This is a genomic window from Ralstonia condita, from assembly GCF_958405655.1.
Taxonomy (GTDB): Bacteria; Pseudomonadota; Gammaproteobacteria; order Burkholderiales; family Burkholderiaceae; genus Ralstonia; species Ralstonia condita.
On the sequence record NZ_CATYWO010000003.1, the window covers coordinates 167,679 to 191,469 of the forward strand.

Consider the following 23,791-nt stretch of genomic DNA (forward strand, 5'->3'; position numbering starts at 1 on the left):
CGCTGCGATCAGGGGTGCGGCGCATCGAGCCACGCCGCGAGTTTGGCAAAGGCCGCTTCGCGCGCTGCCGGATCGCCGCCGACCGTGACCGTTCCGTAGCGACGCCCCTTCGGGATGCCATTGCGCTCCTTGACTGCAGCCGTGCCGTCAAAGCCGTGATACGCGCCGCCAAACATGTCCAGCTCGAAACGCGCCTGCGGCTGCCGGGCCAGCACGGCGGTCTGCAGCGCCTGGCAGTGATCGGCCGGGGTCCAGTCGTCGTTGCCGCCGGCCAGCAGCAGCAACGGCGCGTTGAGCCGATAGTCCGGCCGCTTCTGCGCCGACGCGCACCCAGGGTAAAACGCCACGGCGCGATCCACCAGCGGGGTACCCGCCGGCCACGCTCGGCTTGCGTCCACTGCGTCGAGCACGGCCTGCGCGCCGTTAGACCACCCCAGCAGTACGATACGGCGGGCGTCCACCTCCGGCTGCGCGACGACCCAGCGAATCGCAGCGAGGATGTCCGCGCGCCGGACCGCGCCATTGATGCCGCGCGCAGCATAGCGCTCCGTGCAAATGCCGTGCGGCTTGCCGCGCGGGCCAAAGCTGTCCGGAAACAACACCGCATAGCCACGCGCGCTCAGCCACTGCGCATAACCCCGGTAACGCGAGCCCAGCGCCCTCGCATCGGCGCCGGCAGGCGTGTACAGCCCGCTGCAGCCATGCAGTGCAATCACGGCCGGCGCGCCGCCAGCGGGTGCCTTGGCATGCGGCGCAAACCAATAGGCCGTCAGCGTTTGCGGAGCGCCCTCCGCATCCTTGGCCGACGCGCGCGGAATTTCCACCGTCCGCACGCCCAATTCCGCCCCCGAGGGCGCAGGCGCAGCCGGCATTTCAGGCAGCGCGTCGGGCGCCGGCTGGGCGGCGACATGCAGCGCCAGGGCGCCTGCGAACACCGCCAGCACGCGAAGCGATGCGCGGATCACCGGGCGTTGCGGGCGCACTGGCCCGTTTGCGGGTCGAACATGACCGGCCATGCCTCGTCGTAGATGCCGGGCGTGCAATGCGCTTCGCAATTGGCGTGCGCCAGCGTCACGCGGCGCGGGTCCTGCCAGACCATCAGCTCGCAATTGCCGCCACGCTCGTGCAACTCGATGCTCGGCCTGCGCTTGGTCTGCTGGAGGGTCGACAGATCAAACTGGCACGAACCACGCCGGCCCACCCACAGTTGCCAGTGCAAGGCGCTGACGTTGTTGTCGGCCACGGTGAGCGTCGCCTGCTCGCGGAAGCCGTCTTCTTCGGTCTGGCTGCAGTAGCCGTTGATGTCGATGCGTCGGTCGGAGATCGGCGGCGGCTTCGACGGGCGGCTGATGCCCGGAATCGAAGGCAGCGGAATCGGCACGCACGCCGCCAGCAGGCCGGCGGCAAGCGCCAGCCCGAATGCGTTGCGGATGCGAAGGTTCATGCGTGCCTCCTGCCGTGCTGCGAATGCGCCGGTGCGCCAGATCAGGCGGCGGGCTGGCGGCTGTGCCAGTCGGTCGCCTGCTGGAACGCATGCGCGATCTGCAGCATGCGTGCCTCTTCAAAATAGTTGCCGATGATCTGCAAGCCAACCGGCAGACCGTTGGCGCCAAAGCCGGCCGGCACGCTCATGCCCGGCAGGCCCGCCAGGCTGGTCGACAGCGTGAAGATGTCTTCGAGGTACATCTGCACCGGATCATCGCTCTTCTCGCCGATCTTCCAGGCAACGGTCGGGGCGACGGGGCCCATGATCACGTCGCACTGCGCGAATGCGTTCTGGAAATCCTGCGCGATGATGCGGCGGATCTTCTGCGCCTGGAGGTAATAAGCGTCGTAATAGCCGTGCGACAGCACATAGGCACCGACCAGGATGCGCCGCTTGACCTCCCAGCCGAAGCCCTCCGCTCGCGTCTTCCGGTACATGTCGGCCAGGTCGCGATACTCGGCTGCGCGGTGGCCGTAACGCACACCGTCAAAGCGCGACAGGTTCGACGAAGCCTCGGCCGGGGCGATCACGTAATACGTCGGGATCGACAGCTCGGTCTTGGGCAGGCTGATGTCGACCAGCGTGGCGCCGAGCTTTTCCATTTCTGCCAGCGAGGCGCGCACGGCGGCGCGCACGTCGTCGGCCAAGCCTTCGCCAAAATACTCTCTGGGCAGACCGATACGCAGGCCGGCCAGCGGGCGCGCGGCATCGGCGCCCTGCAGCGGCTGGCCGAGCAGGCGGCTGAAATCTTCCACGTCGCCACCGCGGCCGGGTTCCAGGCTGGTGGAATCGCGCGGGTCAAAGCCGGCCATGGCCGACAGCAGCAGCGCGCAATCTTCGGCTGTGCGGGCCATCGGGCCGCCCTGGTCCAGCGACGAGGCGAAGGCGATCATGCCGTAGCGCGACACGCGGCCGTACGTCGGCTTGATCCCCGTGATGCCCGAGAACGATGCCGGCTGGCGGATCGAACCGCCCGTGTCCGTCCCCGTTGCAGCGGGCGCCAGATCGGCTGCCACCGCCGCCGCCGAGCCGCCCGACGAACCGCCCGGCACGTGCTCGACGCTCCACGGGTTCTTGACGGCGCCAAAGGCCGAATTCTCGTTGGAGGAGCCCATCGCAAACTCGTCCATGTTGGTCTTGCCGAGCGTCACCATGCCCGCCGCGCCCAGGCGTTCGACCACCGTGGCGTCAAACGGGCTCGTGTAGTTGGCGAGCATCCTGGAGCCCGCCGTGGCGCGCCAGCCGCGCGTGACGAACACGTCCTTGTGCGCGATCGGCACGCCGGTCAGCGGTGCGGCGTTGCCGGCAGCAATGCGCGCATCGGCGGCCTGCGCCTGCGCGAGCGTTGCCTCGGCATCGACATGGGTGAAGGCGTTGAGGTCCGCCCGGGCCTCGATGCGCGACAGGTAGTGACGCGCCAGTTCGACCGCCGAAACCTCCTTGGCGGCGAGTTGGGCAGACAGGGCTTTGATCGTGGATGCGGTCATCGAATACGTTCGGATAGGCTGCCGGCAGCGGCCGGCGACGTCGAAATGCGGGAAGGGTCAAGTCGGGCGCACACGCGCCGTTGTGCGACTTACTCGATCACCTTGGGCACGAGGTAAAGGCCCGCCTCGGTGGCGGGAGCGCATTGCTGGTAGTCGGCGCGGCGGTCGGGCTCGGTGACGGCATCCTCGCGCAGGCGCTGCGCCTGCACCTGGACCTGCTCGATCGGGTGCGCCATCGGCTCGATGCCCGTGGTGTCCACGGCCTGCATCTGCTCGACCAGCGAGAAGAACTGGTTGAGTTGCGCGAGGGTCTGCGCGGCTTCGCCATCGGAGACTTCGATGCGGGCCAGGTGGGCGATGCGTTTGACGTCGGAAAGTTCGAGTGCCATCGGAGTGGGTCAGTGAGTGCGGCGGCGGGCAGGATGCGGCGCGCAAATGGCGGGAAGCGGCGACCACTGCGCGCGGGGTGCGCCGTGATGGCGCCGATCGCCCGCAAATTTGGAGCCAAGAGCCCGCCGAATACCCGCAGAGTGCCCGAATTATAAGGTATGATTGCCGACTAAATTTCTAAGTCAGCAGGCGACTTCGTGAAGCCACGGACCCTCTGATTAAGTGCCCGGGAACCTCCCGGCAGCCGCGCCATCAGCATCTGGCGACACTTAATCAAAGGTTCCTTGGGGCCGCCCTCTCCGGGCGGCTCACTCCGGCAGGATGATCAGTGCCAAGGCACTGTACCGCCGACTACCACGGAGCCCGCGACATTCCCGGGAGCGCAGTAGCAGGATCGGACCGCATGGCACAGCCATGCGTGGTCTGTGCGTTGGTGCAGCCCTTGCGCCGTGATCCTGCCGCTGACCCGCCCATGACTCGAAAAACAGGATTCATTCGATGTTCGGCTTTTTGCGCAGCTATTTCTCCAACGATCTCGCGATCGACCTCGGCACCGCCAACACCCTGATCTACGTCCGCGACAAGGGCATCGTCCTCGACGAGCCTTCGGTGGTGGCGATTCGCCAGGAAGGCGGCCCGAGCGCCAAGAAGACCATCCAGGCGGTGGGCAAGGAAGCCAAGCAGATGCTCGGCAAGGTGCCGGGCAACATCGAGGCCATCCGCCCGATGAAAGACGGCGTCATCGCCGACTTCACCGTCACCGAGCAGATGCTCAAGCAGTTCATCAAGATGGTGCACGACAGCAAGCTGCTGCGTCCGTCGCCGCGCATCATCATCTGCGTGCCGTGCGGCTCGACCCAGGTCGAGCGCCGTGCCATCCGCGAATCGGCGCTCGGCGCCGGCGCGTCGCAGGTGTACCTGATTGAAGAGCCGATGGCTGCCGCGATTGGCGCCGGCCTGCCGGTGTCGGAGCCGTCGGGCTCGATGGTGGTGGACATTGGCGGCGGCACCACCGAGGTGGGCATCATCTCGCTGGGCGGCATGGTCTACAAGGGCAGCGTCCGGGTGGGCGGCGACAAGTTCGACGAGGCCATCGTCAACTACATCCGCCGCAACTACGGCATGCTGATCGGCGAACAGACCGCCGAAGCCATCAAGAAGGAAATCGGTTCGGCCTTCCCGGGTTCGGAAGTGCGCGAAATGGAAGTGAAGGGCCGCAACCTGTCGGAAGGCATTCCGCGTGCCTTCACGGTGTCGTCCAACGAAATCCTGGAAGCGCTGACGGATCCGCTGAACCAGATCGTCTCGTCGGTGAAGATCGCGCTGGAACAAACCCCGCCGGAACTCGGTGCCGACATTGCCGAGCGCGGCATGATGCTCACCGGCTGCGGCGCGCTGCTGCGCGACCTCGACCGCCTGCTGGCCGAAGAAACCGGCCTGCCGGTGCTGGTGGCCGAAGACCCGCTGACCTGCGTGGTGCGCGGCTCCGGCATGGCGCTCGAACGCATGGACAAGCTCGGCAGCATCTTCTCGTACGAATAACGGGACCATGGACCACGCGCATCCGCGTTTCGCTTTCGTGGCCGTGCTTACGGTCGCGCCAACGGCCTTCGCGGACCGCTGAGATGCGTCTTGCGCCGGTGCGCCGCGCTCTGCCCGCCACGGGCCACCGCACCGCACCAGCGCCACACCCAATCTGTCGCCGGCAGGCCGATCGCGCGCCCGCCGTGCCCATTTGAAGCGTCCGGGTCATGGATTACTCCCCGCCGCCCCTCTTCAAGCAGGGCCCGTCCGCCACGGCGCGGCTGGTCGCCCTGCTTGCGCTTGCGCTTGCGCTCCTGGTGATCGACGCCCGCATGTCGGTGCTCAGCGTGGTCCGGCAGGTCGTGTCGGTGGTGCTGTACCCGGTCGAGCGCCTGGTACTGATTCCGCGTGATACGGCGCGCGCGGTACTCGACTACACACAGTCGTCCACCAAGCTGGCAGCGGACAACCGCAATCTGCGCGAGTCGGCCGTCGCCCAGGCCCAGCAGTCGCTGCGCGCGTCCCAGCTTGAAGCCGAGAACCGCAACCTGCGCACCCTCCTGAACCTGCAGCAGCACGCAGCCGTGCCGACGGTGGCGGCGGAGGTTCTTTACGAGGCGCGTGATCCTTATACCCAGCGCATCGTGATCGATCGCGGCTCCAAGGACGGCATCCGCGCCGGCTACCCCGTCATCGACGATCGCGGCGTGGTGGGACAGATCACGCGCGTGTCGCTCTTCGAATCCCAGGTGACCTTGCTGACGGACAAGGACCAGGCGATTCCCGTAGAGGTCGTACGTAACGGCCTGCGCAGCGTGGCCTTCGGGGGCGCTCGCCCGGGCGCGCTGGACCTGCGTTTCATGGCGGCCTCGGCCGATCTGCAGCAGGGCGACCTGCTCGTGACGTCCGGGCTGGATGGCGTCTATCCGGCAGGCCTGCCGGTCGCGCGCATTTCACAGATCGAGCGAAGGGCCGACACCGCGTTCTCGCGCGTGACCTGTGAGCCGGTCGCTGGCATCCGCAGCAACCGGCACCTGCTGATCGTGAAGTACGAATCGGGCTTCCCGCCGCCGATGGAGCCTGCGCCACCCGCCGCCAAGGGCAAGAACGCCGCCCGCGATGCGCGCGAAGAGAAAGAGCGGGCGGCACGCGCCGCCGCCGAAGCCGCGGTACCGGGGCCGGCTGCCGATGAAAACACCACGCCGCCGCGCCCGACCGACGCCGACGGCAATCCGTTGGATACCGATCCAGCGCCAAAACGCTAAGCGGGGCCATCGCTCATGAACTCGCCGCAATACCTGCTGCGCCCGGTGAATCCCGGCTTCATCGCTTTCAGCTTCGTGCTGGCATTCCTGTTCAACCTGATGCCGTGGGGCCACATGCAGTGGATTCCCGATCTGGTGGCGCTGGTGCTGGTGTTCTGGAACATCCACCAGCCGCGCCGCGTGGGCATGGTGGTGGCCTTTCTGCTCGGGCTGCTGATGGACGTGCACGAGGCGCGCCTGCTGGGCGAACACGCCATGGCGTACACGCTGCTGTCGTATTTTGCGATCACCATCCACCGGCGCGTGCTGTGGTTCTCGGTGCTGTCGCAGGCGCTGCACGTGCTGCCGCTGCTGGTGCTGGCGCACGCCGTGCCGATCGTCATCCGCCTGCTGATGGGCGCGCACCTGCCGGACTGGCAGGTCATCCTCCCCCCGCTGATCGAGGCAGGTCTCTGGCCGTTCGCGAACGCCTTCCTGCTCGCGCCGCAACGCCGTCCGGAGAGCGTCGATGAGACGCGCCCGATCTGATGTATCTCGCTGTTAGTCCGGCATGACCGAAATCCGTAACGTCGAACAGGAGCTGTCGCGCTTTCGCCTGCGGCTGGCGGCGGCGGCGCTGTTTGTGCTGGTTTGCTTCGGTCTGCTGCTGGCGCGCTTCTTCTGGCTGCAATCCATCAAGCATGAACAGTACTCGGCCAAGGCCGAGGACAACCGCATCTCGGTGGCGCCGATCGAGCCCAACCGCGGCATCATCATGGACCGCAACGGCGTGGTGCTGGCGCGCAATTATTCGGCATACACGCTGGAGATCACGCCGTCCAAGCTGCAAGACACGCTGGACAACACCATCGATCAGCTGGCCCAGTTGGTCGACATCCAGCCGCGCGACCGCCGCCGCTTCAAGCGCCTGATGGAAGATGCGCGCAGCTTCGAAAGCCTGCCGATCCGCAGCCAGCTGACCGACCAGGAAGTCGCGCGCTTCTCGGCGCAGCGCTTCCGCTTTCCGGGCGTGGACGTGCACGCGCGGCTGTTCCGCCAATACCCGCTGGGCGAATCGGCGTCGCACGTGATCGGCTACATCGGCCGCATCTCCGAGCGCGATCTCGAACGCATCGACGACATGAGCGACGCCAACAGCCAGCCGGGCGTCACATACGACCCGCGCAAGGATTCCAACAACTACAGCGGCACGGAATACATCGGCAAGGTCGGGATCGAGCAAAGCTACGAGACGGAGCTGCATGGCCTGACCGGCTACGAAGAGGTGGAGGTCAGCGCGGGCGGGCGGCCGATCCGCACGCTGTCCACCTCGCAGGCGACACCGGGCAACAACCTGATCCTGTCGCTCGACATCAACCTGCAGCGTCTGGCCGAGCAGCTCTTCGGCAATCGCCGCGGTGCGCTGGTGGCAATCGAGCCCGAGACCGGCGACATCCTCGCCTTTGTCTCCAAGCCGACGTTCGACCCGAACCTGTTCATCGAGGGCATCGACAGCGCCACCTGGAACGAACTGAACAATTCGCCCGACAAACCGCTGCTGAACCGTCCGCTGCGCGGCACATACCCGCCGGGTTCGACATACAAGCCCTTCATGGCGCTGGGCGCGCTGGAGCTGGGCAAGCGCACGCCGCAGTGGGGCATGGCCGACCCCGGCTCGTTCACGCTGGGCAACCACACCTTCCGCGACGACGTGCCGGGCGGGCATGGCTGGGTCGACATGTTCCGCTCCATCGTGATGTCGTGCGACACGTACTACTACCGGCTCGCCAACGACATGGGTGTCAACGCCATCCACGATTTCATGAAGCCCTTCGGCTTCGGACAGATCACGGGCATCGACATCGAAGGCGAGCGCACCGGCATCCTGCCCTCCACCGACTGGAAGCGCAGAGCCTACAAGCGCCCCGAACAGCAAAAGTGGTACGACGGCGAAACCATCTCGCTGGGCATCGGCCAGGGGTATAACAACTTCACCATCCTGCAGCTTGCGCATGCGGTATCGACACTCGCCAACAACGGCGTGGTCATGAAGCCCCATCTGGTCAAGGCCGTCGAGGATTCGGTCAGCAAATCCCGCGCGCTGACCGTGCCCACGGAGAGCTACCGCATCCCGCTCAAGCAATCGAACATCGACGTGATCAAGCACGCCATGGTCGGCGTGAACCAGACGGGCACCGCTGCCAAGGCATTCATCGGCGCGCAGTATGTGTCGGCAGGCAAGACGGGGACGGCGCAGGTGTACTCGCTGGGCAAGAACGAAAAGTACAACCACCACGCCATTCCCGAGAACAAGCGCGACCACGCGCTCTTCGAGGCCTTTGCACCGGCGGATCACCCGAAGATCGCCCTGGCGCTCATCGTGGAGAACGCCGGCTTCGGTGCCGCATCGGCTGCGCCAATTGCACGTGCGGTCATGGACTATTACCTGACCGGCAAGTGGCCGGCCGAACTGGCCGCCACCGCGCCGAAGCCCCAGCCGCAACCGCCGGTGGATACGCCGAGCGTGTTCTCCACCGGCAAGACGGCCACCATCGCCAGCGCGACGGCTGCGCCGCAGGCGGCTGCAGAGGTGGCGTCCGGGGTGGTTGCGGCGTCGGGCGTGGCAGCGCCCGCCTCGAGCGCCGTGGCCGCCGCTTCAGCGCCGGCCGCCTCGTCGGTGGCAACGGGCGCCACGCGCAGCGCGCCGCCGCTGTCGCCGGATCTGGTGGCGCCGGCCCTGCGCGAGGCCGGCACCAGCGCCGAGGCTGTCGCCCCGGCCACGCTGGACGCCCAGGTGCTGCAAGCCCTGTCGCATGCCCAACCGGCGCCCGAACTGACACCGCGCGGACGTGGCAGCGCAGCCGCGCCGGCTCCGGCGCCCGCCACCACGCCAAAGGGTGCGAAGGATGCCAAGCCGGGCAACAGGCCGGCATCGAAGCCCGCGCAGAAACCGGCCGCCAAGCCGGCTGCGCCCTGATATCTGCGCTTGAGGATCACGCCATGGACAAACTGGACAAGCGCCGCCTATTCAACGTCGTCAAATCGCTCTTCACCGGCTTCGATGGCCCGCTTGCGCTGATCGTCTTTCTGCTGCTCGGCACGGGATTGGTCGCGCTGTACTCGGCCGCCATCGACATGCCGGGACGGGTGGAAGACCAGGTCCGCAACATCCTGCTGTCATTCGTGCTGATGTGGATCATCGCCAACCTGCCGCAGCAGACGCTGATGCGCTTTGCAGTGCCGCTCTACACCGTCGGCGTGGCGCTATTGATTGGCGTGGCGGCGTTCGGGCTCATCCGCAAGGGTGCGCGGCGGTGGCTCAATATCGGCGTGGTGGTGCAGCCCTCCGAAATCATGAAGATCGCCATGCCGCTCATGCTGGCGTGGTACTTCCAGAAGCGCGAGGGCGTGATCCACTGGTATGACTACCTGGCAGCGGCCGTGCTGCTGGTGATTCCGGTGGGCCTGATCGCCAAGCAGCCGGACCTGGGCACGGCGCTGCTGGTGCTCGCTGCCGGCATCTACGTGATCTACTTTGCCGGCCTGTCGTGGCGATTGATCGTGCCGGTGCTGGTGATTGCGGTGACGGCCATCACGCTGGTGGTGTCGTTCGAGTCGCGCATCTGTGCGCCGGGCGTGAACTGGCCGATCCTGCACGATTACCAGCAGCACCGCGTGTGCACACTGCTTGACCCGACCACCGACCCGCTCGGCAAGGGCTTCCATACCATCCAGTCGATCATCGCGATCGGCTCGGGCGGGGTCACGGGCAAGGGGTGGCTGAAGGGTACGCAGACCCACCTTGAGTTCATTCCCGAGAAGCACACCGATTTCATCTTCGCGGTGTATTCGGAGGAGTTCGGGCTGGTCGGCAACGCCATCCTGCTGTTCCTGTACCTGCTGCTGATCCTGCGTGGGCTCTTCATCGCGGCCAACGCGGGTACGCTGTTCGGTCGCCTGCTGGCGGGGTCGATCACGCTGATCTTCTTCACCTACGCCTTCGTCAACATGGGCATGGTGAGCGGCATCCTGCCGGTGGTGGGCGTGCCGCTGCCGCTCATCAGCTACGGAGGCACGGCGCTCGTCACACTAGGCATGGGCATCGGCATCCTGATGAGCATCGCCCGACAGAAACGCTTCGTCCAGACCTGACAGCACGGCCGCCAGGGTTGGCGGCCGTTGTACTTTCAGGCGGCAACCGCCTCGTCGCGCAGGAGGCGCCGCAGCACCTTACCCGTGGCCGTGGCGGGCAGCGCATCGTGAAACTTCACGCGGCGGGGCACTTTGTATGGCGCCATGTTGTCGCGCGACCATGCGATCAATTCGGCCTCGGTAAGCGTCGTACCGCCCATGGGCACCACGTGCGCGCAGACGACTTCGCCCTTGTCGGGGTCGGGCATCGGGGTCACGGCCACCTGGCGAATGCCGGGGTGTCGCGACAGCAGCGATTCAACCTCTTCGGGAAACACGCTGTAGCCCGACACCTTGATCATCTCCTTGATACGGCCCTGCCATTGCAGATAGCCGTCGGGCGAGACCTGGCCGATATCGCCCGTGCGCAGAAAACCGTTATGCAAGGCGGCACGCGTCGCCTCGTCGCGCTGCCAGTAACCGCGAAACACGCCGGGACCGCGAATGGTGATCTCACCGGACTGGCCGGGCGGCAGCTCGTCGCCCGTGTGCGGGTCGACAATGCGGATCTCGGTCTGCGGCACGATCTTGCCGTGCCAGCCCCAGCGCGGGGCGTTGGCAGGCGTAATGGCATCACATGTGTGGGTTTCCGACAGGCCGTATGCGGCTTCGTAGATCCGGCACTGCGGTCCGGCAAAGGCGCGCCATCTCTCGGCGATGGCCTCGGTGAGCGTTACGCCAAAGCTGGTGCATGGGTTGGCGACCAGCGATTCCATGCGGTACTGCGCAGCGTCCGGATGCGCCATCACCGCCAGGTTCATCGGCGTCATGCTGTACCAGCGCGTGACACGATAGCGGTCGATGGCCTGCAGCACGGCCAGCGGGTCGAAGCGGTAGAGCAGGATCGTCGTGGCGCCGGAATAGAGCATGACATTCATGCCCATCAGCATGCCGGCAATGTGCGACAGCGGCGCCACCGCGAGCATCACGTCCGAGGAATGGATGCCGCTGACCTGCACGGTCACGGCCGTTTTATACAGCGCGTTGCGGTGCGTGAGCATGGCACCCTTTGGGCGCCCGGTGGTGCCGGATGTGTAGACCATCAACGCCACCTCGTCGAGATCGACGGTGATGGCCGCCACGGCATTGCGCTCGGCCACGTCCACCGGCTCGGCCAGCAGTTGCATCAGGTCGAGGAGGGGGGCGCCCGCCTTGTTCCTGAGCGGCGGCGCGGACGAAGCATCGGCAGCAATCAACTCCGGCGGCACGGCCAGCGCCTTGCGGCACGCCGGCTGCGCCGGCTGCAGATCGGCATAGCGGGTGGTAATGACGGTGGCGACCGAGGTGCCGGGTCGCGCAGCCTCGACAATCGGCATCAGGTCGGCCGCAGCGACCAGAATCTTGGCGCCGCAATCGGCCAGTTGGTCGCGCAACTCGTGCTGGCGGGACAAGGGACCGCACGGCACGACAATGGCGCCCAGCTTGACGGTCGCCAGATGCGCAAGGATGGCCTGCGGGCAGTTCTGCAGAAACAGTGCGACGCGGTCGCCGCGCGCGACGCCCAGTCGTTGCAATTGCACCGCCAGGCGCGTCGAGAGCTGATCGAGCTCACGCCAGCAGATCGTGCGGCCGTACCACAGGAGGGCGATGCGCTCGGGGGTCTGCTGGGCGTGCAGCGCGCAATACCGGTGCAGCGGCATCTCGCCCGCCAGGTAGTGGACCGGTTCGCGGTTCTGGATGGTCATATGGTGTCTCCTCGGCCGTCGACATCGCGGGGCGAGCCTGCGGCCGTGATGGCTGCCCTCGTGCCGGGGCGCTCATGCAGGTGGGGTTTCGTGGCAACCATGCTCTGAGTATGACGGGGCGCTGCGGGCACCGCTCCATTCGATTTGCGCAAAACTCCGTTCCACTGGAAATCGGGATCGAACGTGATCCTGTTCAAGGCAAAACACGAAAATCTACCGTACGGTATACAGTTTCGACGCAAACCCGTTGCAACGTCAATCGGTGAGAAGTTGGATGTCAGCGTCCGCCAGCCCAGCCGACCCCATGCAACGCATATGGGCCCGCGCACTGCCCCGGAGCGGGCGCTCACCTTCTTTGATTGCCACTCACAAGTAAATTGCTTGCGTCGACATTAAATATTTGCCGCCACGACGGATTTGTTCTATTTTTGACAACAAATTAAGTGAGGGGCAGGAATGGATCGTTTGCAATCGATGCGGGTGTTTTCCAAGGTGGTGGAGCTCGGCAGCTTCGCCAGGGCGGCCCAGCATCTGGCGATGAGCAATGCCGTGGTCACGCGCTACGTCGCCGACCTGGAGGCGCACCTTGGTACGCGCCTGCTCAACCGCACCACGCGCAGTCTGTCGCTGACCGACGTGGGCGAAACCTATCTTCAGCGCTGCCAGCAGATTCTGCTCGACATTGACGAAGCGGAATCGCTGGCGACCTCGCGCAGCCAGGCGCTGGTGGGAGGTCTGCGTATCGTCGCGCCAGTGATGTTCGGCCTGCACGTGCTGCCGATGCTGCTCGCGCGCTTTCAGCAGCTCTATCCCGAGGTGACGTTCGACGTGGCGCTGTCCGATCGGCCCATCGACATTGTCGAAGACGGCCGTGACGTCGGCATCATGGTCTCGGAGTTGGGCCTGGGGTCGCACCTGGTGGCGCGGCGCATGATCTCGGCCGAGATGGTCATGGCCGCCACGCCCGCCTATCTGCGACAGCACTCGACACCGATGCGCGCCGAAGACATTGCCGAGCACCGCGTGATTGCCATGTGGCACCCGCAATTGCGGCACGAGTGGGAGATGAGCACGCCCGACGGTCAGTCGATCGCCGTGCCCGTGCAGCCTTCGCTCGTCACCAGCAACGCCGAACTGATGCACCGCGCGGTCCTGGCCGACATGGGGATCGCGGTGCTCTCGTCGTACATGGCGCGGCCGGACCTGGAATCGGGCCGCCTGGTGCGCGTGCTGCCGCAATACCAGCTGCCGCAGCGCTCGCTGTCGCTGGTGTACCCAAGCCGCAAGTTCCTGCCGACCAAGGTGCGCACGTTCATCGACTACATGCTCGCCCAGGCAACGGAGGTCAAGCAGAGCGAAGCCCGCGCGGGCCGCACGCTGAGCGAAGCCGCGTAATCGTCGCACGTTGTGTCAACGCAAACGGGAGGACACTGTCCTCCCGTTTGCATTGGTACCGGCGAAACCGCGTTCAGGTCTCGCTGGTGCTTTCCTCGTCGGCCTCGGCCTCTGAAGCTTTCTTGCGCGCCGGGGCTTTCTTGGCGGCCGTCTTGCTCGCGGTCTTGGCCGGTGCCTTCTTGGCGGCAGGCGTCTTGGCCGCAGCCGTCGTCTTCTTCGCCGCGGTCTTGGCACCGGGCTTGCCCTTGCCTTCGCCGCGCGGCTCGAATTCGAAGCCGATCTTGCCGTCCGGCTGCTTGACCAGGAACGCCTTGAAGTTACGGCCCGTGCGCGCCGACTTGAAGCCGGTCAGCAGGTCCGTCTTGCCCTCGGTCAGCAGCTTGGCCAACTGCTCGCGGCTGATCTCCTGCTGCAGGATGATCTTGCCGGTGGTGAAGTCGCACGTCTTGGGCTGCGCCACGGCGTTTTCGCACACGTACTTCAGGCCGTGCTCGTAGACGCTGCCGTTGCACTTCGGGCAGTGGCCGACGCTTTCCTGGCCAGAGAAATCGACCGGCTCGCCGTCGTCTTCGTCGTTCTGGCCGAAGTCGAACTCCATCTTCCAATGGCCGTCTTCCTGCGCCAGCTTGAGGATGGCCGCAAACGGACGGCCCATCTTGCTACGGAAGCCCTGCAGCGGGCCGATGGTCTTGTTGGTCAGCAGCTCTTCTACCTCGTCCAGTTCGAACTGGCGGCCACCCGGGATCTTGCTGATCGAGAAGTCGCAGTGGCTGCAGGCGAAGCGGCGGTAGTTTTCCTTGACCACGTGGCCGCATTGCGGGCACGGCGTGGAAAGCGTCGCGTAGTCGCCGGGGATGGTGTCGCTGTCGTATTCCTTGGCGCGCTTGACGATCTGCTGCGTCATCTGCGCGATCTCGCGCATGAATTCGTCGCGCTCCAGCTGACCGCGTTCGATCAGCGAAAGCTTGTGCTCCCAGCCGCCGGTCAACTCGGCCTGCGTCAGTTCCTCCACGCCCAGGCCGCGCAGCAGCGTCATCAGCTGGAAGGCCTTGGCCGTCGGGATCAGCTCGCGGCCTTCGCGCACGAGGTACTTTTCCGTCAACAGCCCTTCGATGATGGCCGCGCGCGTGGCTGGCGTGCCCAGGCCCTTGCCGGCCATGGCTTCACGCAGCGCGTCGTCGTCGACGAGCTTGCCGGCGCCTTCCATGGCGGAGAGCAGCGTCGCTTCGTTGTAGCGCGCAGGCGGCTTGGTGGTCAGGCCCACTGGCTCGACCTTGTCCGTCTTGACGCGCTCGTCCTTGGCGACGGGCACGAGGTTGGCATCTTCGCCCTGCGCCTCGCGACCGTACACGACCAGCCAGCCCGGGTTCACCAGCACCTTGCCTTCGGTCTTGAAGTGATGCCCGGCCACCTCGGTAATCCGCGTAGTGACCTGGTATTCGGCCGCCGGGAAGAACACCGCCAGGAAGCGGCGCACCACCAGGTCGTACAGCTTCTGCTCGGGCTCCGACAGATTCTTCGGCGCCTGCAGCGTCGGGATGATGGCGAAGTGATCGCTGATCTTGCTGTTGTCGAAGATCCGCTTGTTCGGCTTGACCCACTGGTTGGCCAGGATCTTCTTCGCGTGCGTCAGGTAGTTGGGCGAGCTTTCGCCCAGCATGTCCAGCGTCTGCTTGACCGTGCCCATGTAGTCTTCGGGCAGCGCGCGCGAATCGGTACGCGGGTAGGTCAGCACCTTGTGCTTTTCATACAGCGCCTGCGCCAGGCCCAGCGTGTTCTTGGCCGAGAAGCCGAAGCGGCCGTTGGCCTCGCGCTGCAGGCTGGTCAGGTCGAACAATGCCGGCGACATCTGCGTCGAGGGCTTCGATTCTTCCGTCACCGAGCCCGGCTTGTCGCGGCATGCAGCCACGATGCTCTTGGCCTCGGCCTCGCTCCACAGACGCGAATCGCGCTGCTCGGGGTCGAACTCGTTCTTCTTGAATTTCGGGTCAAACCAGCGGCCTTCGTACAGGCCGGCCGCGGCGATGAACTCGGCGCGCACTTCCCAGTAATCGCGCGGGACGAAGCGTTTGATCTTCTCTTCGCGCTCCACCACGATCGACAGCGTAGGCGTCTGCACGCGCCCCACCGTGGTCAGGAAGAAGCCGCCGCCCTTGCTGTTGAACGCGGTCATGGCGCGCGTGCCGTTGATACCGACCAGCCAGTCGGCCTCGGAACGGCAGCGGGCGGCATCGGCCAGCGGCATCATGTCTTCGTTGCTGCGCAGCTTGCCAAAGCCATCGCGGATGGATTGCGGCGTCATCGACTGCAGCCACAGCCGCTGGATCGGCAGCTTGGTATTGGCGTGTTGCGCGATCAGGCGGAAGATCAATTCACCTTCGCGCCCCGCGTCACATGCGTTGATCAGGCTGGTCACGTCCTTGCGCTTGATCAGGCGCGTCAGCACCTTCAGGCGTGATTCCGACTTGGCGATCGGGCGCAGGTCAAAGTGCGGCGGGATCACGGGCAGATGCGCGAAGCTCCATTTGCCGCGTTTGACTTCGTATTCATCCGGCGCGGCAATCTCGACCAGGTGACCAACCGCCGACGAGAGGACGTAGTCGTCGCTCTCGAAGTACTCGTCGTGCTTGGTGAAGCCACCCAGCGCGCGCGCGATATCAGCGGCGACCGACGGTTTTTCGGCAATGATGAGAGCCTTGGACATGTGAGCGGATCCTGACGATCGCAAGCAATCTGGTAAACAAGAGGTCGCTCATCTATAGCGACCATTCGCGTGGGTTCTGTAGAGTCTTATGGCTTCGCGGGCCGACTTTCAAGTGCCACCCAGGGCCTTCCCGGCTGGAATTCACCCCCCCGGCCCCAATTTTGGCCGCCAATCATAAGCGTGGTTCCTTTTGAGGCGCAATAGAGTGGCGCATGCACCGCACGGCGTTGTCAAGGCCCCCGATCACGCCGATTCCAGCAGCCAGCCTCGCAAGTCCGGGGCTGCGGCCAGCGCGGGAGCGATGCTCAAGTCACGCGACAGCACGCCCTCCACGACGCCCGCGTGCGGTAAGACCGGGCCGAAAAACAACACATCGGTCCCTCGCTGGACCAGCAGCGTCGGGAAGTTCTCGACGTCGAACTCGCCAAGGGCGTCGGCGTGGTCTTCCACATCGATCCAGACGAAGCAGCATTCCGGATGCCGCGCCGCAACTTCGGCGAAGGTCGCGCGATAGCTTCGGCAGGTGCCGCACCATTCGGCGCACAGGCAGGCAATCAGCGGTTGCCCTTCGCGGAGGCGCGCGTGCAGGGCGACGGCGTCGGTGTCGGGCGAGAGCAGCGGCATGAGAAACGCGCGATCAGCGGCAATGGGGTGGCGCCCATTGTAGACACGCTTTCACGGAAGCCGCAGGAAGCGGCCCCCCGGCTGTCGTTCGACGCGGCCATCCAGCTCCAGCGCCAGGAGTTGCGCCGACAGCGCGGCGGCCACTTGGCCGGTGCGCTCGCACAAGGTATCCAGGTCGACAGGATCGAAACCGAGTGCATCGAGCAGTGCCGTCTCGGCGGCACTTGGTGCCGCGCGCGTAACGGGAGCCGGTCCTGCGGCTGCAGCCATGGCCAATGCCGCACGCGTGGCCGGCCGTTCGGGTGCAGCCGTGCGTCCCCAGCCGAGCTCGTCCAGAATGTCGGCGGCGGTTTCCACGAGCTTGGCGCCTTGCTTGATCAGCAGGTGACAGCCCTTGGCCAGCGGCGAATGGATCGAGCCGGGGATCGCGAATACGTCGCGGCCCTGTTCGGCGGCCAGCCGTGCGGTGATCAGCGAACCCGACTGCGCGGCCGCCTCGACCACCAGCAGCCCGCGCGCCAGGCCCGAAATCAGCCGGTTGCGGCGCGGGAAGTTCTCAGCACGTGCGCCCATGCCAAGCGGGTACTCGGAGAGGATCAAGCCACCCTCGGCAATGCGATGTGCCAGCGCGCGGTTGCGCGCCGGGTAGACGATGTCGAGCCCCGTGCCGACCACCGCGACCGTGCGGCCCGGACCCGTCAGACCACCCTCGTGCGCCGCCATATCAATGCCAAGCGCGAGCCCGGACACCACCGTCACGCTGGCGGCGGACAGCGCCTGCGCAAAGGCTCGCGCATTATCGATGCCGGCCGCGGTCGCGCTACGCGCCCCCACCACACCGACGGCAGCCGCGCGCAGCAACGAAGGATCGCCTTTTATATAGAGCAGCGTCGGCGGATCAGGCAATTCCAGCAGACGAGGCGGGTACCCGCGATCGGCCAGCGTGAAGATGGCATTGCCAGGCTCGTTGACCCACGCCACGGTGCGTGCGATACGATCGGCCAGCGCCGGATCGGGTTCGGCGATGAGCGCGCGCGCCTGCCGCTCTGGCAGCACCTTGGCAAGCGAGGCGTAGGGCTGGGCAAAGATGTCCTGTGGCAAACCGAATGCCGCCAGCAGTTGCCGTGCGGCAACGGGGCCGACGCCAGGCGTTTCTGTCAAACGCAGCCACGCGGCCAGCTCGGCCGGATCGCGTGTGCAGGAAAGGGGATCGGTGGAGTCGGGGGGGGGGGGCGCCGCGACCTGCGAGGCATCGGTCAAATCAGAACGGCAGACGGGTGGCTCAGGGCTGAGTCATGGGGTTGCTGACAGCATCGCCGACTTCCACGGTGTTCGATGCGTCGGTCACCAGTGCGTAAGCCACGTGAGGGAATACGCGGAACACGAACGCCAGGCCGTAGCGCTCTTCCGGCAACTGCACGCGCTCGTTGCCGGCGGTCGCATCCTTGACAACGGCACCGGCACGCGAGAGCGCCAGCACATGACCCGGCTCGAGACCCTGCTGGCTACCGATGTTCAGCACGATCACCTGGTCCGTACCGCCAAAGCGCACACCCCCCGTCACCTTGGCGACCGCGCCATGCAGGTCGCCTTCGGGTGCATGCGGAACATAGCGCACAGGCACGCGCGGCGGGACCGGCATCAGTTGGGTACCGACACCCATCTCTTCTTTCGAGGAGAGCACTTCCACCTTGGTCACGGCTTGCGGCCCAGTCGCTGGGCGCACCACACGCAACGTGCCCAGGAAGTCCGCCTCGTAGCCAAGCACGTTGCCTGTCACGGGATCTTTGAGCGGCTTGACGGGGCGATATGCCTGCCACTCCGCGCCGGCCTGGCCAGCCTGGCCGTCCGGCAGACCGCGGGCATAGGCGGTTTCGCCCTTGCCCAGATAGACGCGGCCTTCCGGCAGGCTGAAAATGCGCGCCGGCGTGGCCAGCGTTGCGGCGTCCACCACGATCGGCTGCGTGAGGAACGGCTCAATGGCCGCAGCAGGAATACTGGAGATGGCGTCGCCCTCCTGTCCCGAGATGCGGGTATGCGGTGACAGGCGCACGGTGCTGCCGTCAGCCGAGGCCGGCGAGCTCGACAGCCATGCCCGGCCATTTGCATGGTGCAGGTAAAGAATCTGGCCCGGATAGATCAGGTGCGGGTTGCGGATCTGTTCGCGGTTCATGCCCCACAACTCGGGCCACCGATAAGGCCGCTTGAGATACTTGCCGGAGATCGCCCACAGCGTATCGCCTCGACGTACCGTGTACTGCGCCGGCGCGTTGGCGGCCAGTTCGGATTCAGGAATCCCTGCCTGGGCAGCAGCGGCGGCCTGCGCCTGTTGCGCCGGAGAGACAGTACGCTCGGCAGCGTGTGCGCCAACCGCACAGAACAGCACTGCCGCGGCAACCGCCGATAGCGCGCAAACGTAAGGCTGGCGCGGTTTCGTGGCGAACTTGAACTGCATCGGTGTGTTACGATGGCGCATTATTCTTTGAAGAATCGGCGAGTGGTCCGCGCGCCTGCTCTACGCCCGACCACCGCCGCTGCGCGTGTTTTGCGTGGCAGCTGGAGGGGTATGGCATCGAACATTCGTCAGGCTTTTTCCTAAGCCAAGTGGCGGATAGCGCCCCCGATTCTGCATGACATTCAAAGCGATCGCAATTGAAGGCAACCCCTCGTTAGCGTGGTCTTCCGCAACCGTTGTTGCCAAGCATCATGGCCCTACTGAATATCCTGCAATACCCTGATCCGCGGCTGCACAAGGTCGCCAAGCCGGTTGCCGTGGTGGACGACCGCATCCGCAAGTTGGTCGCCGACATGGCCGAGACCATGTACGAAGCGCCAGGTGTCGGCCTGGCCGCCACGCAGGTCGACGTGCACGAGCGCGTGATCACGATCGACGTATCGGAGTCGCGTGACGCGCTTCGGGTATTCATCAATCCGGAAATTGTCTGGGCAAGCGATGAGCGCAAGGCCTGGGACGAGGGCTGCCTGTCGGTGCCCGATATCTACGACAAGGTGGAGCGCCCTGACCGTGTGCGCGTGCGCGCCCTGAATGAAAAGGGCGAGACCTTCGAGCTGGAGGCCAACGGCCTGCTGGCGGTATGCATCCAGCACGAGATGGATCACCTGATGGGCAAGGTGTTTGTGGAATATCTCTCTCCGCTCAAGCAGACACGCATCCGCTCCAAGCTCAAGAAGCACCAGCGCGACATGGCGCACCAGCGCTGAACACGCCCGCCCCATGTCCGCCGACGCTGACGCGCCAAGCAGCCCCGTCCCCCTGATGCAGGGCGCCTCTGCCAACATCGGCGCACGCCGTCTTCCAGCCTGGCTGGTGCGGCACTGGCGCGTCTCTGTCGTGCTGATGCTGTGCGCGTACTTTGTTGCGGGCACGTTCTGGCGCGCGCCGTGGAAGGCTGACGAGCCGTACTCGTTCGGCGTGGTCATCAACATCATCGAGCGCGGCGACTGGGTCGTTCCCAACGTTGCCTTCGAGCCGTTCGTCGAAAAACCTCCCCTGATGTACTGGACCGGCGCGCTGGCCGCGCTGGCCCTGCCCGACATGCCGCCGCACGAAGCGGTACGTGTGGCCGTGCTGTTCTGGATGGCGCTGACGTGCTGGGCGGTCTGGCGCACGGCGCGCCTCCTGCGCTCCGAAGCGCGCGACTGGCGTCTGCGCGTAGGCGCGGATCTGGCGCGCGGACGAACCGGGATGACGCTGGCCGCCCGCCGCGAAGCCGGCCTGGATGCGGGCGGCGCCGCGCTGCGCGACTACGCGCTGGGCGCGCTGCTGCTGTTCGCCGGCTGCATCGGGCTTGCCGAGCACGTACACAAGTTCATTGCCGACGTGCCTCAATTGGCCGGCACCGCCATGGCGCTGTTCGGCCTCGTGCGCTTTGTCAAAGAAAGCGAAGCGGGCGGTGCCAGGGGCGTCGACGTGCTGCGCCCGGCGCTGTGGTTCGGAACAGGCGTTGGCGTCGCGTTTCTGGGCAAGGGCGTGTTCGTCCCCGGCTTGTTCGCACTGACCGTGCTGATGGCGATCGTGCTGTTGCCGGATTTCCGCAGCCGCCAGGCATGGCGCTTCTACGGTCTCTCGCTGCTGGCCGCGCTACCGTGGCTGGCGATCTGGCCGGCCATCTTCTGGCACGAATCCCATGATCTGTTCGTCGAATGGTTCTGGGTGAACAACGTGGGCCGCTTCTTTGGTTTCTCGCACCTGGGCGGCGAAAAGGGTTCGCTGGCCACCACGATTCGGTCGATCTTCCTGACCGGCACGCCAGCGGTGTGGCCCGCGCTGGCCGTGTTTGCCATCTCCGCCTACAAGCTTGTGCGACAGCGCGGGCGTGGTGCGCGAACGGCCTGGCTCCTGCCCTATCAGGGGCATCTGGTGGTGACGCTCTTCGTGCTGGCGATGATTGGCGTGGTGCTGCGCTCTGCCGTGCTGCGCGATGTCTACCTGATGCCGCTACAGCCGGCGTTGGCCGTGCTGGGTGCGCCGATGCTGCTGCTGGTGACACCCGCGTGGCGCGCACGCGCGTGGGGTGCCTCAGTCCTGCTGTTCGGCGCGTTCGGGCTTGTGGTCTGGGGGGTCTGGGCCGCGCTGGTGACCGACGGCGGACTGATGCTGCCGGGCTGGCTGGCCAGGCTGCTGGGTCGCGTGCTGCCGTTGCCGTACGACATGCTGGTCCACCCGATCGCCGTGCTGTCGGCGGCAGGCATGACGGCACTGTGGGCCGTTTGCGTATGGCTGCGGCCGGCGCGTTCCGGTGTGGTGGCGTGGGCCGCGGGCCTGGGCATGGCGTGGGGCCTCCTCGGCACGCTGCTGATGCCATGGGTGGATGATGCACGCAGCTACCGTCCGTTGTTCCAGGCCATCAAGCCGGTGCTGGAATCCGCGCAGATCTGCGTGGCTACGCGCGGCATGGGCGAGAGCGAACGCGCACTCATGCACTATGAAACCGGCGTGCGTCCGGTCAAATGGCTGTTGGGTCACAGCGGCCAGGGCGATGCCGGGCGCCCGAATCCGGCTGCGCGCACCTGCGACCTGATGCTGGTACTGGACAAATCCGCCGAGCATCGCCGCCAGCCCAAGGGCCCCGACTGGGAGATGGTGTGGCGCGGCGGCCGCCCCGGCGATACCAACGAAACCTTCTCGCTCTTCCAGCGGCGCGGGAGCGGCATGACAGAAGCGCTGCCCACGCCCGAGCCTGTCGTCCCGCTGACCGATACGCCGCATCGCGGCCACCGTTAAGCCTGATGCGCTACGCTTCGCGTGTCGCGCTTTCCTGTTTTCTCTCCCGATGACGTCCACTCTTCGCGTAGCGTTTGCCGGCACGCCAGAATTTGCGCAGATTGCCCTGGCGGCGATCCACCAGGCCGGTTTTCCCATCGTCGCCGTCTTGAGCCAGCCCGATCGCCCGGCCGGACGCGGCATGCAGTTGCAGGCCAGCCCGGTCAAGCAATATGCGGTGTCCCACGGGCTGGAGCCGATCCTGCAGCCGCCGTCGCTGCGCCGTGCCGGAAAATACCCGCAGGAAGCCGCGGCAGCGATGGACGTCCTGGCCGCACAGCGACCCGACGTGATGGTGGTCGCTGCCTACGGGCTGATCCTGCCGCAGGAAGTGCTCGACCTGCCACGCTGCGGCTGCATCAACATCCACGCCTCGCTGTTGCCGCGCTGGCGTGGCGCGGCGCCTATCCACCGCGCGATCGAGGCGGGCGACGCCGAATCCGGCATTACGCTCATGCAGATGGATGCCGGGCTGGACACCGGCGACATGATCACCATGGAGCGGGTGCCCATTGGGCTGACAGACACGACTGGCACGCTGCACGACACCCTTGCCGCGCTGGGAGGCCGCATGGTGGTGGACGCACTCACCCGGCTGGCGCACGACGGCAAGCTGGCCGCCACGCCACAGCCGGCTGAGGGGATCACCTACGCCGAGAAGATCGCCAAGGATGAAGCGGCGCTCGACTGGTCGCGCCAGGCCGCCGCGCTGCTGCGGCAGGTGCATGCGTTCAATCCGTTTCCCGGCGCGTCGGCCATGCTGGACGGCGTGGCGATCAAGTTCTGGCAGGCCGAGGCGCTTGCCGACCGCCCCACCGATGCCGAGCCAGGGACGGTGCTCGCCGCCAATGCCGACGGCGTCACCATCGCGTGTGGCGCCGGTGCGCTGCGCGTGACACAGTTGCAGAAGCCGGGCGGCAAGCGGCTGCCCGCGCGTGAATTCCTGCAAGGTCTGGCGATCCAGCCGGGCCAGCGGTTCACGTCGCGCGGCTGAACCGACGCGCCCCCTCATTACGCTCGAGAGGACCTCGCCATGACCACACTCGGCATCGTCAATCTGCCGCTCTTCATGCTGGCCGTGTTCCTGCTGAATGTGACGCCCGGACCGGACACCGCCTACATCGTCGGACGCAGCGTGTCGCAGGGACGTGCGGCGGGACTGCTCTCGGCGCTTGGCGTATCGGCCGGCTGCTGTGTGCACGTGCTGGCGGTGGCCTTCGGGCTGACGGCGCTGCTGGCGGCCTCCACCGTGGCCTTCACCGTCATCAAAGTGGTGGGCGCGGCGTACCTGATCTACCTGGGCGGGCGCATGCTGCTGGCGCCGCCCGGGCGAGACGACGCCGTGGACGAGGCGGACACCGCGACGCAGTCCGCGGCTGCCAGGCGACCGCGTCCGGTCAGATCGCTGTTCGTGCAGGGTTTTCTCACCAACGTGCTGAACCCGAAAGTGGTGCTCTTCTTCCTGTCGTTCTTCCCCCAGTTCGTCGACCCGCATGCGAGCCACAAGGCGGCGGCGTTTCTGGCACTTGGCGCGGTCTTCATCGCCATGTCCACGGTGTGGAACAGCATGGTGGCGTGGGTAGCGGCCAGCGTCACGCGCCGCGTGGCGGGCAAGCCCGGCATCAAGCGCTGGCTCGACCGTGTCGTCGGCACCGCCTTCATCGGGCTGGGTGCGCGGCTGGCCTTCACCACCCGTTGACAAGGCAAGCGCCATCTGCGGCGAAATATCGCGCAAGTGCTGCGCAAACCCTTGAATCTCCAGCGTTTATCGCGATCT

Annotated in this window: 19 protein-coding genes; 10 read left to right on the forward strand and 9 right to left on the reverse strand. The window is 66.2% G+C overall.

All coding sequences use genetic code 11. From position 1 onward, the window contains the following. Positions 1–8 precede the first annotated feature (8 nt). From R2N03_RS12500 to gatC, 4 genes are all read right to left on the reverse strand, one after another. The gene (locus tag R2N03_RS12500; RefSeq protein ID WP_428984402.1) at positions 9–1,016 is read right to left on the reverse strand and encodes a dienelactone hydrolase family protein; all 1,008 of its coding nucleotides are present in this window, start codon (positions 1,014–1,016) and stop codon (positions 9–11) included. Then, positions 962–1,444: a hypothetical protein gene (locus tag R2N03_RS12505; RefSeq protein WP_316657968.1), complete on the reverse strand. Its 483-nt coding sequence runs from the start codon at positions 1,442–1,444 to the stop codon at positions 962–964. The genes R2N03_RS12500 and R2N03_RS12505 overlap by 55 nt, the downstream gene beginning before the upstream one ends. A gap of 41 nt (positions 1,445–1,485) precedes the next feature. Further along, positions 1,486–2,973 (reverse strand): Asp-tRNA(Asn)/Glu-tRNA(Gln) amidotransferase subunit GatA, encoded by a 1,488-nt coding sequence (gene gatA / locus R2N03_RS12510; RefSeq protein ID WP_316657969.1) that lies wholly within the window; start codon positions 2,971–2,973, stop codon positions 1,486–1,488. 89 nt (positions 2,974–3,062) lie between these two features. After that, positions 3,063–3,362 carry an Asp-tRNA(Asn)/Glu-tRNA(Gln) amidotransferase subunit GatC gene (gatC, locus tag R2N03_RS12515; RefSeq protein ID WP_316657970.1) on the reverse strand — a complete coding sequence of 100 codons (300 nt, stop codon included), beginning with the start codon at positions 3,360–3,362 and terminating at the stop codon, positions 3,063–3,065. 499 nt (positions 3,363–3,861) lie between these two features. Between gatC and R2N03_RS12520 the strand changes: the two genes are divergently transcribed. The 5 genes from R2N03_RS12520 (at position 3,862) to rodA (ending at position 10,283) form a co-directional block, all read left to right on the forward strand. After that, positions 3,862–4,905 carry a rod shape-determining protein gene (locus tag R2N03_RS12520; RefSeq protein WP_316657971.1) on the forward strand — a complete coding sequence of 348 codons (1,044 nt, stop codon included), beginning with the start codon at positions 3,862–3,864 and terminating at the stop codon, positions 4,903–4,905. Between the two features lie 209 nt (positions 4,906–5,114). Then, entirely contained in the window at positions 5,115–6,152 is a 1,038-nt protein-coding gene (gene mreC, locus R2N03_RS12525; protein ID WP_316657972.1) for a rod shape-determining protein MreC, read from the forward strand. Positions 6,153–6,167: 15 nt separating this feature from the next. After that, positions 6,168–6,680, forward strand: coding sequence for a rod shape-determining protein MreD (mreD, locus tag R2N03_RS12530; protein ID WP_316657973.1), 513 nt, complete (start codon positions 6,168–6,170; stop codon positions 6,678–6,680). Between the two features lie 22 nt (positions 6,681–6,702). Further along, a complete protein-coding gene (gene mrdA / locus R2N03_RS12535) occupies positions 6,703–9,108 on the forward strand; it encodes a penicillin-binding protein 2 (protein ID WP_316657974.1) in 2,406 nt (801 codons plus the stop codon). A gap of 23 nt (positions 9,109–9,131) precedes the next feature. After that, entirely contained in the window at positions 9,132–10,283 is a 1,152-nt protein-coding gene (gene rodA / locus R2N03_RS12540) for a rod shape-determining protein RodA (RefSeq protein ID WP_428984403.1), read from the forward strand. 35 nt (positions 10,284–10,318) lie between these two features. Here the strand turns inward: rodA and R2N03_RS12545 are convergent, their stop codons facing one another. Further along, positions 10,319–12,007 carry an AMP-binding protein gene (locus R2N03_RS12545; protein WP_316657975.1) on the reverse strand — a complete coding sequence of 563 codons (1,689 nt, stop codon included), beginning with the start codon at positions 12,005–12,007 and terminating at the stop codon, positions 10,319–10,321. Between the two features lie 456 nt (positions 12,008–12,463). Here R2N03_RS12545 and R2N03_RS12550 point away from each other — a divergent pair, with 456 nt between their 5' ends. Next, positions 12,464–13,402, forward strand: a complete 939-nt coding sequence (locus R2N03_RS12550) for a LysR family transcriptional regulator (RefSeq protein WP_316657976.1) — start codon at positions 12,464–12,466, stop codon at positions 13,400–13,402. 73 nt (positions 13,403–13,475) lie between these two features. Here R2N03_RS12550 and R2N03_RS12555 read toward each other — a convergent pair whose 3' ends face one another. From R2N03_RS12555 to R2N03_RS12570, 4 genes are all read right to left on the reverse strand, one after another. Then, positions 13,476–16,106, reverse strand: coding sequence for a DNA topoisomerase III (locus R2N03_RS12555; RefSeq protein WP_316657977.1), 2,631 nt, complete (start codon positions 16,104–16,106; stop codon positions 13,476–13,478). A gap of 243 nt (positions 16,107–16,349) precedes the next feature. Continuing rightward, positions 16,350–16,730, reverse strand: a complete 381-nt coding sequence (locus tag R2N03_RS12560; protein ID WP_316657978.1) for a thioredoxin family protein — start codon at positions 16,728–16,730, stop codon at positions 16,350–16,352. A 51-nt stretch (positions 16,731–16,781) separates the two neighbouring features. Then, entirely contained in the window at positions 16,782–17,990 is a 1,209-nt protein-coding gene (gene dprA, locus R2N03_RS12565) for a DNA-processing protein DprA (RefSeq protein WP_316657979.1), read from the reverse strand. Positions 17,991–18,012: 22 nt separating this feature from the next. Beyond that, positions 18,013–19,185: a LysM peptidoglycan-binding domain-containing protein gene (locus R2N03_RS12570; RefSeq protein WP_316658194.1), complete on the reverse strand. Its 1,173-nt coding sequence runs from the start codon at positions 19,183–19,185 to the stop codon at positions 18,013–18,015. A 251-nt stretch (positions 19,186–19,436) separates the two neighbouring features. Between R2N03_RS12570 and def the strand changes: the two genes are divergently transcribed. The 4 genes from def to R2N03_RS12590 are packed head-to-tail and all read left to right on the forward strand — an operon-like array spanning position 19,437 to position 23,713. After that, complete coding sequence (gene def / locus R2N03_RS12575) at positions 19,437–19,952, forward strand: peptide deformylase (protein ID WP_316657980.1); 516 nt, start codon at positions 19,437–19,439, stop codon at positions 19,950–19,952. Between the two features lie 13 nt (positions 19,953–19,965). Beyond that, positions 19,966–21,975: an ArnT family glycosyltransferase gene (locus R2N03_RS12580; RefSeq protein ID WP_316657981.1), complete on the forward strand. Its 2,010-nt coding sequence runs from the start codon at positions 19,966–19,968 to the stop codon at positions 21,973–21,975. Positions 21,976–22,024: 49 nt separating this feature from the next. Beyond that, a complete protein-coding gene (gene fmt, locus R2N03_RS12585; protein ID WP_316657982.1) occupies positions 22,025–23,008 on the forward strand; it encodes a methionyl-tRNA formyltransferase in 984 nt (327 codons plus the stop codon). Positions 23,009–23,047: 39 nt separating this feature from the next. Then, on the forward strand, positions 23,048–23,713 hold the full coding sequence (locus R2N03_RS12590) for a LysE family translocator (protein WP_316657983.1): 666 nt from the start codon (positions 23,048–23,050) through the stop codon (positions 23,711–23,713). Positions 23,714–23,791 lie beyond the last annotated feature (78 nt).